Annotated in this window: 15 protein-coding genes and 1 riboswitch; of the genes, 7 read left to right on the top strand and 8 right to left on the bottom strand. The window is 63.3% G+C overall.

The genetic code is table 11. The features are described from left to right. Positions 1-195: 195 nt before the first annotated feature. Positions 196-1,878: a fatty acid--CoA ligase gene (locus QSV36_RS19890; protein ID WP_289133852.1), complete on the bottom strand. Its 1,683-nt coding sequence runs from the start codon at positions 1,876-1,878 to the stop codon at positions 196-198. Positions 1,879-2,188: 310 nt separating this feature from the next. On the opposite strand from QSV36_RS19890, the gene QSV36_RS19885 reads away from it, so the two are divergent. From QSV36_RS19885 to QSV36_RS19875, 3 genes are all read left to right on the top strand, one after another. Beyond that, positions 2,189-3,154: a 2-hydroxyacid dehydrogenase gene (locus tag QSV36_RS19885; protein ID WP_289133851.1), complete on the top strand. Its 966-nt coding sequence runs from the start codon at positions 2,189-2,191 to the stop codon at positions 3,152-3,154. A gap of 52 nt (positions 3,155-3,206) precedes the next feature. Continuing rightward, entirely contained in the window at positions 3,207-4,205 is a 999-nt protein-coding gene (locus QSV36_RS19880) for a methyltransferase (protein WP_289133850.1), read from the top strand. 39 nt (positions 4,206-4,244) lie between these two features. Continuing rightward, positions 4,245-4,384: riboswitch (yybP-ykoY riboswitch) on the top strand. 87 nt (positions 4,385-4,471) lie between these two features. Beyond that, entirely contained in the window at positions 4,472-5,056 is a 585-nt protein-coding gene (locus QSV36_RS19875; RefSeq protein WP_087503373.1) for a TMEM165/GDT1 family protein, read from the top strand. 89 nt (positions 5,057-5,145) lie between these two features. Here QSV36_RS19875 and QSV36_RS19870 read toward each other — a convergent pair whose 3' ends face one another. The 4 genes from QSV36_RS19870 to QSV36_RS19855 form a co-directional block, all read right to left on the bottom strand. Then, complete coding sequence (locus QSV36_RS19870; RefSeq protein ID WP_225780425.1) at positions 5,146-5,961, bottom strand: M48 family metallopeptidase; 816 nt, start codon at positions 5,959-5,961, stop codon at positions 5,146-5,148. 114 nt (positions 5,962-6,075) lie between these two features. Further along, on the bottom strand, positions 6,076-6,696 hold the full coding sequence (locus QSV36_RS19865; protein WP_225780424.1) for an SOS response-associated peptidase: 621 nt from the start codon (positions 6,694-6,696) through the stop codon (positions 6,076-6,078). A 15-nt stretch (positions 6,697-6,711) separates the two neighbouring features. After that, positions 6,712-6,972 carry a putative signal transducing protein gene (locus tag QSV36_RS19860; protein ID WP_289133849.1) on the bottom strand — a complete coding sequence of 87 codons (261 nt, stop codon included), beginning with the start codon at positions 6,970-6,972 and terminating at the stop codon, positions 6,712-6,714. Continuing rightward, positions 6,972-7,157, bottom strand: a complete 186-nt coding sequence (locus QSV36_RS19855; RefSeq protein WP_176516808.1) for a CPXCG motif-containing cysteine-rich protein — start codon at positions 7,155-7,157, stop codon at positions 6,972-6,974. Before QSV36_RS19855 ends, QSV36_RS19860 begins: the two co-directional genes overlap by 1 nt. Before the next feature lie 122 nt (positions 7,158-7,279). Between QSV36_RS19855 and QSV36_RS19850 the strand changes: the two genes are divergently transcribed. Next, complete coding sequence (locus QSV36_RS19850) at positions 7,280-8,449, top strand: 1-acyl-sn-glycerol-3-phosphate acyltransferase (RefSeq protein ID WP_289133848.1); 1,170 nt, start codon at positions 7,280-7,282, stop codon at positions 8,447-8,449. Between the two features lie 34 nt (positions 8,450-8,483). Here QSV36_RS19850 and QSV36_RS19845 read toward each other — a convergent pair whose 3' ends face one another. Continuing rightward, entirely contained in the window at positions 8,484-8,744 is a 261-nt protein-coding gene (locus QSV36_RS19845; protein ID WP_289133847.1) for a hypothetical protein, read from the bottom strand. 156 nt (positions 8,745-8,900) lie between these two features. Here QSV36_RS19845 and QSV36_RS19840 point away from each other — a divergent pair, with 156 nt between their 5' ends. After that, positions 8,901-9,107 (top strand): hypothetical protein, encoded by a 207-nt coding sequence (locus tag QSV36_RS19840; RefSeq protein WP_289133846.1) that lies wholly within the window; start codon positions 8,901-8,903, stop codon positions 9,105-9,107. Positions 9,108-9,216: 109 nt separating this feature from the next. On the opposite strand, the gene QSV36_RS19835 is transcribed toward QSV36_RS19840, so the two are convergent. Further along, positions 9,217-9,801: a YajG family lipoprotein gene (locus tag QSV36_RS19835; protein ID WP_289133845.1), complete on the bottom strand. Its 585-nt coding sequence runs from the start codon at positions 9,799-9,801 to the stop codon at positions 9,217-9,219. A gap of 145 nt (positions 9,802-9,946) precedes the next feature. On the opposite strand from QSV36_RS19835, the gene QSV36_RS19830 reads away from it, so the two are divergent. Then, positions 9,947-10,180, top strand: a complete 234-nt coding sequence (locus tag QSV36_RS19830) for a hypothetical protein (protein ID WP_289133844.1) — start codon at positions 9,947-9,949, stop codon at positions 10,178-10,180. A gap of 599 nt (positions 10,181-10,779) precedes the next feature. After that, on the top strand, positions 10,780-12,288 hold the full coding sequence (mqo, locus tag QSV36_RS19825) for a malate dehydrogenase (quinone) (RefSeq protein WP_289133843.1): 1,509 nt from the start codon (positions 10,780-10,782) through the stop codon (positions 12,286-12,288). 57 nt (positions 12,289-12,345) lie between these two features. Here mqo and QSV36_RS19820 read toward each other — a convergent pair whose 3' ends face one another. Beyond that, positions 12,346-12,636: a PA4642 family protein gene (locus QSV36_RS19820; RefSeq protein ID WP_289133842.1), complete on the bottom strand. Its 291-nt coding sequence runs from the start codon at positions 12,634-12,636 to the stop codon at positions 12,346-12,348. Positions 12,637-12,656 lie beyond the last annotated feature (20 nt).

Here is a 12,656-nt window from a genome sequence, read left to right as displayed (position 1 = left end):
CCCGACTATAGCCAGCAAGGCACAGGCGCTTGATCCCTCTAAAGTGTGATTTGCGCTCCGTGCTGCCAACGCGCTGCAATCTGGTACCGGTAGCGGGCTGGCAGTGCTAAAGGATGGCGTATTTCCGCCATTTGGCAAGGTGCTGACCGCTCTAGAATGCGGGCCGCGTGCTGCGCAGCGCGGCCCGCGTTGCGGTTACAGCGTGGAAAGGAACGCGCTGTTGCTGGCCTGCCACTGGACGATGTCCTGGCGGATACGTTTCTTGTCGAGCTTGCCGACACTGGTCTTGGGAATTTCAGTAACAACGGCGATCTGGCTGGGAATCGCCCATTTGTTGATATGCCCTTGCTCGACGAACGGCTTGAGGTGCTCCTTGAGCGTCCTGGCGTCGATGACCTGACCTTCCCGCACCACCAGCAGGGCAAACGGCCGCTCGCCCCACTGCGGGTCGGCCACCCCGACCACCGCCACTTCGCGCACCGCCGGGTGGCGGCTGACCAGGTCTTCGAGGTCGAGTGAAGATATCCACTCGCCGCCAGTCTTGATCACATCCTTGATGCGGTCGCGGATGTCGATGTAGCCCATGCCGTCCAGCGTGGCGACGTCACCGGTGTGCAGCCAGCCCCCCTGCCACAGCTCCTCGCTCTTCTCCGGCTCCTTGAAATAGCCCTGGGTCAGCCACGGCGCACGCAGCACCAGCTCGCCCTGGGTTTCGCCATCGGCCGGCAGGAAGTTGCCATTGCCATCGACAATCGCCGCCTCGACCAGCGGTACCGGCACGCCAGCCTTGATGCGGTAGGTGACGCGCTCATCCTCGCTGCCGGCCTGCAGCTCGTCGTTCAGGTGCGCGGCAGAGATCAGCGGACAGGTCTCCGACATGCCATACGCCGCGGTCAGCTGGATGCCGCGTGCCAGGGCGGCCTGATACAGCGAACGGTTGAGCGCGCTGCCGCCGATGATGATTTTCCAGCCGCCAAAGTCCTGCCCCTGCGCGGTCGGGCAGTTGAGCAACATCTGCAGGATGGTCGGCACGCAATGGGAAAACGTGACTTTCTCCTCACGCCACAGCCTGACCAGCATCTCCGGCTCGTAGCGCCCGGGGTACACCTGCTTCATGCCGAGCATGGTCGCGGCGTAGGGGATACCCCAGGCATGCACGTGGAACATCGGGGTGATCGGCATGTACACGTCGTTGCTGCCCAGCAGGCGCACGCTGTCAATGCTGCCGGTCACCGACGCTTCGGCCAGGGTATGCAGCACCAGCTGCCGGTGGGTGAAGTAGACACCCTTGGGGTTGCCGGTGGTACCTGTGGTGTAGAAGGTAGTGGCCACCGAGTTTTCGTCGAAATCGGGGAAGTCGTAGCGCGGGCTGGCGGCGGCCAGCAACTGCTCATACTCACCAACCAGGCCAGGCAACTCGGCGGTCTTGTCCACGCCATCGGTCAGCAGCAAGGTCTTGTCGACCGTGGTCAACTGCCCGGCAATGGCCTGGTACAGGCCGACGAAATCGCTGTTGACCAGCACCAGGCGGTCTTCGGCGTGGTTCATGGTGTAGAGGATCTGCTCTGGCGACAGGCGCACGTTGATGGTGTGCACCACCGCACCGATCATCGGGATGGCGAACATGCATTCCAGGTAGCGGTGACTGTCCCAGTCCATCACGGCCACGGTGTCACCCGCCTTCACGCCGGCTTCGGTGAGCACGTTGGCCAGGCGCGCGATGCGTTCGTTGAGCTGTGGATAAGTCAGCCGCAACTGGTCGCGGTAGACGATCTCGCGGGTCTTTTCATAGCGGCTGCCGGACATCAGCAGGCGTTTGATCAGCAGCGGGTAGGCGTAGGCGCCCTCGGCGGGCTTGATGATGCGGGTCTGCAACATGGGTATCCCTTTTCGGAAAAGGCGGGCCGGAAAACTCTGGCGTTTACTGTAGTCCGTCAATGTGACGGCCAAATCAGCCGAAGGAATGATTTGCGCAGCACAGGTATGAGTGCCGGGCGTTGACGGGCGCTAACCGCGGGCTAGACACTGCGCCGAGCAGCTTCAAGATTTGTACTGGAGCAAAGGGCCTTTCGCGGGTAAACCCGCTCCCACAGGTTCACTCCAACCCGCAGGCGTGGTGACCCTGTGGGAGCGGGTTACCCGCGAAAGGCCACAACACCACTACCCCTGCCCTGCACCGGAGAGCCCCATGCCCAGCCCGCGTCGCGCCGTGTTTCTCGATCACCAGTCCCTGGACCTGGGCGATCTCGACCTCTCGCCCTTGAAGCAGCAGTTCGACGAATTCGAGCTCTACGCCGCAACCCGCCCGGACCAGGTCACCGAACGCCTGCAGGGCGCGGTGGCGGTAATCAGCAACAAGGTCGTGCTCGACGCCGCGACGCTGATCGCCAATCCGCAGCTGAAGCTGATCCTGGTCGCCGCCACCGGCACCAACAATGTCGACCTGGCGGCGGCCCGTGCCCAAGGCATCACCGTGTGCAACTGCCAGGGCTACGGCACACCGTCCGTGGCCCAGCACACCCTCGCCCTGCTGCTGGCCCTGGCCACCCGCCTGTGCGACTACAACCAGGCGGTAGCCGACGGCCAGTGGGCCAAGGCCAGCCAGTTCTGCCTGCTGGACTTCCCTATCGTCGAACTCGAAGGCAAGACCTTGGGCCTGCTCGGCCACGGCGAACTGGGCGGCGCGGTGGCGCGGCTGGCCGAAGCCTTTGGCATGCGCGTGCTGAGCGGGCATATCCCCGGCCGCCCGGAACGCCACGACCGGCTGCCGCTGGACGAACTGCTGCCGCAAGTCGATGCCCTGACTCTGCATTGCCCGCTGAACGAGCACACCCGGCACATGCTTGGTGCGCGCGAACTGGCGCTGCTCAAGCCCGGCGCACTGGTGGTCAACACGGCTCGCGGGGGCCTGATCGACGAGCAGGCGCTGGCCGACGCCCTGCGCAGCGGCCACCTGGGTGGCGCCGCCACCGACGTGCTGAGCGTAGAACCGCCGGTCAATGGCAACCCGTTGCTTGAACCCGGCATTCCGCGTCTGGTCATCACCCCGCACAGTGCCTGGGGCGCGGTGGAGTCGCGCCAGCGCATCGTCGGCCAGCTGAGCGAAAACGCCCAGGCCTTCTTCGCCGGGCAGCCGCGCCGCGTGGTCAGCTGAGCGCGGCGCCCGGCTCTGCTACACTGCGCCACTTTTTCAGGAGGCGTCGTCCATGGACCCGCGCAGTGAAGTGTTGCTCCGCCAGGCAGAGCTGTTCCAGGGGCCGCTGCTGATCGCCGGCGCCCCCGCCGACGACCTGCTCGGTCACTTGCCCCAGGCCCAGGCCTGGACCTGGCATGCGGGCGATCAGGGCATGCTGCAGAGCCGTTACGCCGGCCGCAGCCACTACGGGGTCGAACCCCCGGACGTGGCCTTCGGCAGTGCCGTGCTGTTCCTGCCCAAGTCGCGCGAGCTGGCTGGCTACCTGCTCAATGCACTGGCGTCGCGCCTGGCCGGCTGTGAACTGTACCTGGTCGGCGAGAAGCGCGGTGGCATCGAAGGTGCTGCCAAACAGCTGCAGGCCTTCGGCAAGCCACGCAAGCTCGACAGCGCCCGCCATTGCCAGCTTTGGCAAGTGACCATCGCACAGGCGCCTCAGGCAACCCCCCTGGAAAGCCTGGCCGAACGCTTCGAGCTTGCCCTGGAAGACGGCCCGCTGCAGGTGGTCAGCCTGCCGGGCGTGTTCAGCCATGGCCGCCTCGATCGCGGTACCGCCCTGCTGCTCAAGCACCTCGACGGCCTGCCGGGCGGGCATGTGCTGGACTTTGGCTGCGGTGCCGGGGTGCTCGGCGCCACGGTCAAACGCCGTTATCCACAGAGCCGGGTAAGCCTGCTGGACGTGGATGCCTTCGCGGTGGCCGCCAGCCGGCTGACCTTGGCCGCCAACGGCCTGGAAGGTGAAGTAATCAGCGGGGACGGCATCGACGCCGCCCCTACCGAGCTGAGCCTGATTCTGAGCAACCCGCCGTTCCATACGGGGGTTCATACGAATTATCAGGCATCGGAGAACTTGCTGAAAAAATCGGCGAACCACCTGCGAAAAGGCGGCGAAATGCGCCTGGTGGCCAACAGCTTCCTGCGTTACCAGCCGCTGATCGAAGGTGCGCTGGGCAACTGCCAAGTGCGTGACGAGGCCGATGGCTTCCGCATCTACCAGGCAACACGCGGATAAAAACAGCGCTTGCCGAAAGCGTTTTGCCTAGGCAGAATCCGCACCGTCCTAGGGGAGTAGTCTCCCGCGAGCGCCCAGCTCGCCCGGTACGCGTCAACATACTTGGTCCACAGACCATGGCGCGTGCGACCCACCATGCAGCCTGCATGGCGAGATCCGCAAAGACGGATCGAGGGTTTGACAAGACCTATGACACGCACACCTTACCCGGGGCGGGGAGGCTGTACGTGTCATAGCCGTGTCGACCCGCCCCCGTAGGAAACCTGATGCTGGAATCTCTGCTGGTCCCCACCGCAATCGTTGCGCTCGCCGAAATTGGCGACAAGACGCAACTGCTCGCGCTCATTCTCGCTGCCCGCTTCCGCAAGCCGTGGCCGATCATCGCCGGCATCATCGCCGCGACCCTGGCCAACCATGCGGCGGCTGGTGCCGTGGGGGCATGGGTCGGCAGCTTCTTCAGCGATTCGGCATTGCACTGGATCCTGGCCGCCAGCTTTACCGCCACCGCGTTGTGGACCCTGGTGCCAGACAAGATGGATGACGACGAGAGCCCGGCACGCCGCTTCGGGCCGTTCCTGACGACGCTGATCGCCTTCTTCCTGGCGGAAATCGGTGACAAGACCCAGGTCGCCACGGTGATGCTGGCGGCTCAGTATCCACACCTGATCATGGTCATCATCGGCACCACTCTGGGCATGCTGATTGCGAACGTGCCGGTGGTTCTGGCAGGTAACTTCGCAGCGGACAAACTGCCGCTGACGCTGATTCGTCGCCTGGCAGCGACGGCGTTCTTCGTGCTGGCGATCGTCGCCGTCTACTCAGCGATGAAGGCCAGTGGCTGGGTCGGATAACCACGCAAGCGGGGGCTGCTGCGCAGCCCATCGCGAAGAAGCAGCGGCCTTGTGTCGCGATAGGGCCGCGAAGCGGCCCCACGACAGCATTACTTTTTGGCCGCCTGATACAGCGGCATCACCTTCGGAATCGCTGCCTGCAATGAAGCGATACGGCTCGACGACGCCGGGTGGGTGCTCATGAACTCAGGCGGTGCACCTTCGGAAGCCTTGGTCATCTTGTTCCACAGGGTGATCGCGGCGTTCGGGTCGTAACCGGCACGTGCCGAGAGTTCCAGGCCAATCAGGTCGGCCTCGTTCTCGTTGGCCCGGCTGTTGGGCAGGGTCATGGCATAGTTCACCACAGTGTCGGCCAAGGCCATGCTGCTCTGGCCCAGGCCGAAGATGGCACCGGCACCCTGGCGGGCCATTTCCACGCCGTACGCCTTGGACATGGCTTCGCGGCTGTGTTCACGCAAGGCGTGGGCGATCTCGTGGCCGACCACCGCGGCGATTTCCGCATCGGTGAGCTGGAGCTGGTCGATCAGCCCGGTGTAGACGATGATCTTGCCGCCCGGGCCGCAGTTGGCGTTGAGCTCGTCGCTCTTGATCACGTTGACCTGCCAGTCCCACTGCGCGGCATCCGGGCGGAACTTGGGGGTCTGGGCGATCAGGCGGTTGGCGATGGCCTGCACACGCTTGGCATCGGCGCTGGACTTGTCGAGCACGCCTTTGCTGGAGGCCTCGCCAAGGGTCTGCTGGTACGACTGGGCGTACATCTTGTTGACTTCATCGGCCGAAAGCATGCTGAACATGTATTGCTGGCGTTCGACGCCGACAGCACCGCCGCTGGTGGTATTCACCGCCTGGCAGCCGGCCAGCAGGATGCCAGCACTCAAGAGGCTGACGACAAAAGACTTACGCATGAAAACACTCCCTTTCCTACATGCGCCGTATCCTAGGCTGACTGGCCTGTGGGCCGCCATAGCCGTAGAGAAGATTTCACACTGAAGCCGAAAACGCGGGGCCCGGACCGGCCCTCAGGCCGGGGTCAGGCACTCCGGTGCATCCAGCTTCGGGTCATTGACAAAGTTGGCCAGCGCCCGTTCACGCAACTGTGCCGACGGGCTGGCCAGCAGCTCGTGCAGGCGCGTCAGTGGCGTGTCCGGGTCAAGCCAGGCCGCCTGCCCTGCTTCATCCAGGATCAACGGCCGCCGCTGGTTCATGGCCGCCTGGGTCACCACCGCACAACTCAGCCACACCTGGTCCTGCACGGGGTAAGCCTCCCAGACAGCGGCGAAGTATAGCGACGCGCCCTCCCCCGGGGTCAACCAGTACGGGCGCTTGCGCACACTGCCACGCCATTCGTAGAAACCGTTGGCCGGCATCAGGCAGCGCCGCTGGCGGAACGCATCGCGAAACATCGGCTGTTCGGCCAGGGTCTCGGCGCGGGCATGGGCCGGGGTACGAGACAGGTCGGTGAGCCAGGCCGGGGTCAGCCCCCAGCGCGCCTTGGCCAATTGCAACTGGCCGTCCAGCTGCCGCTGGATCAGTACCGAAGCCCCTGGCGAGATGTTCCATTGGGCTGGTTGCCCGGCAGGAAAGCCCGGCAGGCAGGCCAGCGCCTGGGGCCAGCGAAACAGCGCGTAACGTCCACACATGGGCGAATTCAGAACCTAACAGATCAAGGTACCGGGAAAACTCTCCGGTTCGTCGCCAACCAGTGGCTGGGCGTCATTGTACGCATCGATCAGCTGTCGTGCGTATGCGGCGTGCTCATCAGCCACGGCCAGCCCCAGCAGGCCTTGCAGCGGCAGCTCGCCGGCGGCGCCGATCAGGTCGCGGCCGACCACGTGTACTTCAACGCCTTCGCTGGCCAGCATGCCTGCCAGCATTTCCGCCTCGAGCAGGCTTTCCGGTTCGTAGATTCGCTGCATCAGGCGTCATCCTCGCGGCGGACTTCGAGCATCCATTCGTCGCCATGCACCTGCAGAATGAACACCACAGGCTGGCAGCACACCTGGCAATCCTCGGTATAGACCTGGTCGCCAGCCGACAGATCGACGGTGGTTTCCACCCGTTCGCCACAATACGGGCAATCATAGAAGTCGGTTTCCAGCATCGCGGCCTCCGCAGTGACTTATGCGTATAATTGCCGGTCTGTTTACAGGGCCTGTGTGCGTCCGAGCCGTTTTTCGGAGCCCGTCCCTACCTTATTACCCTAGCCGTTTCCAACAAGAGAGCATGATGGGCGAATTCGATGCCATCCGACCGTACGACGACGCTGAGGTCCCTGCCGTTCTGGCACGCCTGCTCAGCGACCCGGCATTCCTCGATATCCTCACCCACTTCCGCTTCCCGCGTGCGGCCGGCGCCCTGGGCTGGTTGCTCAAGCCGTTGATCGCACGCCGCCTGCGCAAGGAATTCGCCGGCGTCAGCTGTGTCTCGACGTTGCAGGACAAAGTCGAATACTACGTCGACCAGACCATCGACCGCGCCACCGACGGCGTCACCTATTCTGGCGTCGAACAGCTCAAGGCCGGTACCGCCTACCTGTTCCTGGCCAACCACCGCGACATCGTCATGGACCCGGCCTTCGTCAACTACGCGGTTTACCACGCCGGCCTGCCCACGCCGCGCATCGCCATTGGTGACAACCTGCTGCAGAAACCCTTCGTCAGCGACATGATGCGCCTGAACAAGAGCTTCATCGTGCACCGTTCGCTCAGTGGGCGACGCGAGAAGCTGGCTGCCTACCAGTTGCTCTCGGCGTACATCAACCACTCGATCCGCAACGACGTGACATCGATCTGGATCGCCCAGGCCGAAGGCCGCGCCAAGGACGGTGACGACCGCACCGACTCGGCGATTCTCAAGATGTTCCACATGAGCCGCAAGGACGAACCGTTCGGCGCGGTGATCCAGAGCCTGAACCTGACGCCGGTGTCGATCAGCTACGAATACGACCCGTGCGACCAGGCCAAGGCCCGCGAGCTATACATCCGCGCCACCACCGGCACCTACAAGAAGGCGCCGGGTGAGGATGACAACAGCATCGCCAAGGGCATTACCGGCTACAAGGGCAGAGTGCATATCAACTTTGCCCCTCCGGTGACCGAATACTACGAGGATACCAAGCAACTGGCAGCGGAAATCGACCGGCAGATCCTCGGCGGCTACCGGTTGTTCCCGGTGCACTACCTGGCCTATGCGATGTGGGAAGGCAAGGATGAGTCCTTGCAGGTACCGAGCGCCGAGAAGATGTTCCCGGCCGATGAGCTGGCCCGAGCCAGAGAGGAATGGCAACGCCGCCTGGATGCCTGCCCTGAAGAGCAGCGGCCGTACCTGGTGTTGCAGTACGCGACGCCAGTGCGCAACCAGTATCAGGTCAGGCAGCAGGCACCGGTTGCCTGATGGAATCGGGGCTGCTTCGCAGCCTCGTTTTTTTTCAGACCCAGGTACTGAACCAGGACAGTAGCAACGCCATCGCCAGGCACGAAAAACCGAGAATGTAGAAGTAGCGCGGCACCCGCAGGTCGAATGCGTCCACTACCCCCTCGCCCATTGCCATGTACTCTCGGGTCTCGGCCTCGCGCCGCCGTGCACCGTGCAGCAGCAGCCCGCCCGGGCATGTCAGCAGCAGCGCCAGCAGATTGATCAGTTTGGTCGGGTGGGCGGCCAGGAACCCCCAGAGCACTTGCAAGGACATCACGCAACCTCGGTGTGAGCGACGAGGCCCGCATTCTACCCAAGTCAAGCCCTGATACCCGGCCCGGGCGACAAAGTGTCATTAAATTTCATCTGTCATGTGCTCGTCATCTGAACAGGCCACCCTGTCGGCCTTTCCATGATCCGGAGCTAGTTCATGCTGCACGCCGAAAACCAGGACCGCCTCTACCTCGTCGCCCAGAGCGACGAACAGCAGGCGCTGATCGATGGTTTTGCCATCAACGTGCAGGACCGCCAGTGGCTGGTGTATTGCGCGCTGGGCGGGCACGTACATGAGGATTTACCGGATATCGATACCCATACCGGCCTCAGCGTGCTGGATTTCCAGATACGAGCTGCATGAGCCTGGGCCGACCTCTTCGCGGTTTCACCCGCAAAAGGCCGCTACCGCCAACAAAAAACCCGCTGCCAGGAATACAGGCAGCGGGTTTTCTTCATGCCACGAAAAGGTTTTACTGCCCCAGTACCTGCCCGATGCTCGGGTCCTTGAACAGGCGGGTCAGGGCATCGCTCAGCACATCGCCCACCAGCTGGTTATTGGTTTCCTGGTTCGGCGCCATGCCGAAACGCTGGTCCAGCGAAGCGCCGTAACGGCCGCTGTAGGTACGGCCGCCGTTGGCAACGTCGGCACGGAAGGTAGCGCCGATGGTCGCCTCGGTGACGTACAGGTTGTCTTTCGGCGACTGGTACTTCAATTCGGCCAGGGTCACGGTCAACTGCGGCGCGTTATAGGCGTTGGGCGTCGGGGTGAAGCCGAGCAGACGCACGGCGGCTTCGGCCTGGGCCTGCAGCTTGGGCACGATGTCGTTACCGCTGACGCTGATGGTGCTGGTTTCAGGGTACATGCCACCGCGAGTGCCCAGGGACTGCGACGCCCGACCGTCAACGACCCGGACCACCACCGGCTGGCCATGGCCGACCGGGGCGAGCTGGGCCTTGAGCGTGGGTTGCGGGCTGAGTTGTTGCGGGCTGTGGGCACAACCGGCCAGACTGAGGCTGGCCACGGCGATCAAACCGAACAACAGACGTTGCAACATGCGCGTTACTCCAGAAAATACGGCGAAGGCCCACAGTATACCTAGCGACACACCGACCAGTCATCGGCCTGGCCCGGTTGTCACAATGGTTTCATCGCCGCGCCCTTATCCTTGCGCCAAGCCCTAACGCACAGGACCCGCTGCCATGGCCTCGCTCTGGACCCTGCTCTTCCAACGCCCGCGCCACCACGCCTATGCGCGCCTCGATGCCGATGGCAAATGCCTGGCCTTCAAGCGATGCAGCCACCCCCCCAGCGGCAGCGGCTGGGTCCGGATCGGGGAAATCCAGCTCGCCTGGTTGGGCCGCGAGCTGCCCGCCAGTGCCCGGGTTTGCGCACGCGCAAGCCGCCGCTGGCACCAGCGCATCCTCGCGGCCTGACAAACGCTGCAATAAAAACCACGAATGGCGACATTTCTGCGCGCGACCTCGCTATAATCTCCCCCCGATTATAAGGACGTCTCCTGATCGGGCCCCGCATCGCCGATTGACCCCGGCAACTTCACCGCTTCGCCCACAGAGAGCCTTCCACTCAGGTCTTGCATCGGCTGTCGTGCCTGCTTTTCCGGCCCTTCACACTGCATGAACCTGCGGGTTGCCATCGCGCAGTCCCCTTTTGAGGTTCACGTCTCCAAAAGAGCGTGAAAAAACGGTTTTCACAACTTCACAAGAGTGTGGCGAGCAAATGAACAGTCTGGCATGTGCAAAAGCGGCAGATGTGTCCCGAACAGCCCTGAACAGGCGGCAAATGCGCTCATCCCGGATGAGTATCTGAGCCGTTCCATAACGCACGCACGACACCTTGACCATAAGTCGAATTGCCGCACCCGTGGCAAACGGCGTTCAATAGCCGAACCCGAAGACTGATTGGCGGTGCCCGCGGAAGTTGCAAGAACTGCGAGAAGTCGGACATGGCGATCCTGGCGACCCCAGGTCCTATGCTGTCAATTAGGTAGCTGTAGATTGTGGAGACGCGTTAAATGGCGCAGAACGAATCGGTTGATGTGGTACTGGTAGGCGCGGGCATCATGAGTGCCACCCTGGCCGTACTGCTCAAGGAGCTCGACCCGGCCCTGAAACTCGAGGTGGTCGAGGCGATGGACTCCGGAGCCGCGGAAAGCTCCAACCCCTGGAACAATGCAGGTACCGGCCACGCCGGCCTGTGCGAGCTTAACTACACGCCGCAGGCCGCCGATGGCAGCATCGACATCAAGAAGGCCGTGCACATCAACACCCAGTTCGAGGTCTCGCGCCAGTTCTGGGCCTACCTGAGCAAGAAGGGCAACTTCGGCTCGGCGCGTGCTTTCATCAACCCTGTGCCGCACCTGAGCTATGTCGAGGGTGACAAGGGTATTGCCTTCCTCAAGAAGCGCTTCGAGCTGCTCAAGCAGCACCACGCCTTCGCCGAGATGGAATATACCGAAGACAAGGCGCTGATGAAGGAGTGGATGCCGCTGATGATGCCAGGCCGCCCGGCCGACCAGCGCATCGCCGCCACCCGCGTACTCAAGGGCACCGACGTCAACTTCGGCGCGCTGACCAACAAGCTGCTGAAGCTGCTAGGCGACACCGAGCACGCCCAGGTCAAGTACAGCAAGAAGGTCGTCGGCCTGCGCCGTAACGGCAGCGGCTGGACCGTGAGCATCAAGGACGTCAACAGCGGCGGCAGCCGCGAAGTGGACGCCCGCTTCGTCTTCCTCGGTGCCGGTGGCGCGGCCCTGCCGCTGCTGCAGATGTCTGGCATTCCGGAAAGCAAAGGCTTCGGCGGCTTCCCGGTCAGCGGCCAGTGGCTGCGTTGCGACAACCCGGAAATCGTCAAGCAGCACCAGGCCAAGGTCTACAGCCAGGCCGCGGTCGGTGCACCACCGATGTCGGTACCACACCTGGACACCCGCGTGGTCGACGGCAAGAAATCGCTGCTGTTCGGGCCGTACGCCGGCTTCACCACCAAGTTCCTCAAGCACGGTTCGCTGATGGACCTGCCGCTGTCGGTGCGCATGGGCAACATCGGCCCGATGCTGGCCGTGGCCCGCGACAACATGGACCTGACCAAGTACTTGGTCAGTGAAGTGATGCAGTCGATGGAGCAACGCCTGGAGGCCCTGCGTCGTTTCTATCCGCAGGCCAAGGCCGAAGACTGGCGCCTGGAAGTGGCCGGCCAGCGCGTACAGATCATCAAGAAGGACCCGAAGAAAGGCGGCGTGCTGCAGTTTGGTACCGAGCTGGTCTCGGCCCAGGACGGTAGCCTGGCGGCACTGCTCGGCGCATCGCCGGGTGCTTCGGTGACCGTGTCGATCATGCTGGAACTGATCGAGCGCTGCTTCCCCGAGCAGGCCAAAGGTGCCTGGGCCGCCAAGCTCAAGGAAATCTTCCCGGCGCGCGAGAAGACCCTGGCGACCGACGCTGCCCTGTATCACAAGATCAGTGCCGACAACGACGTGGCGCTGGACCTGGTGGAAAGCAGCCCGGCGGCCAAGCATTACGCTTGATCTGCAGCGGTAACGAAAAAACGCCCCTCGGGGCGTTTTTTTGTGCCTGGATCTTTATCAGCCGCGAGCGGCGGCGATGATCTCGATGTATTCGGCGGCATTGCGCTGGTCGGCAATCAGCTCGACGAAGGTCTTGCCATGCTCGTCCTTGCCATCCAGGTCCAGGCCCGCTTCGACGAAGAAGCCGACAAAGCGCGCGAAGTCGTCGACGCGCAGGCCCCGGTAGGCCTTGACCAGCTTGTGCAGCGAAGGCGAGGTCACCCCATCGGCCGGCTCGAATTGCAGGAACGTCTTGATGTAGTCGTCGCTGATCTCGTCGCCGATTACCTGTTTCTTGTCTTTACGCATTGCCGACTCCAACTGGACCA

The sequence above is a fragment of the Pseudomonas sp. BCRC 81390 genome (assembly GCF_030341915.1).
GTDB lineage: Bacteria > Pseudomonadota > Gammaproteobacteria > Pseudomonadales > Pseudomonadaceae > Aquipseudomonas.
This window is presented reverse-complemented; position numbering and strand designations above follow the sequence as displayed.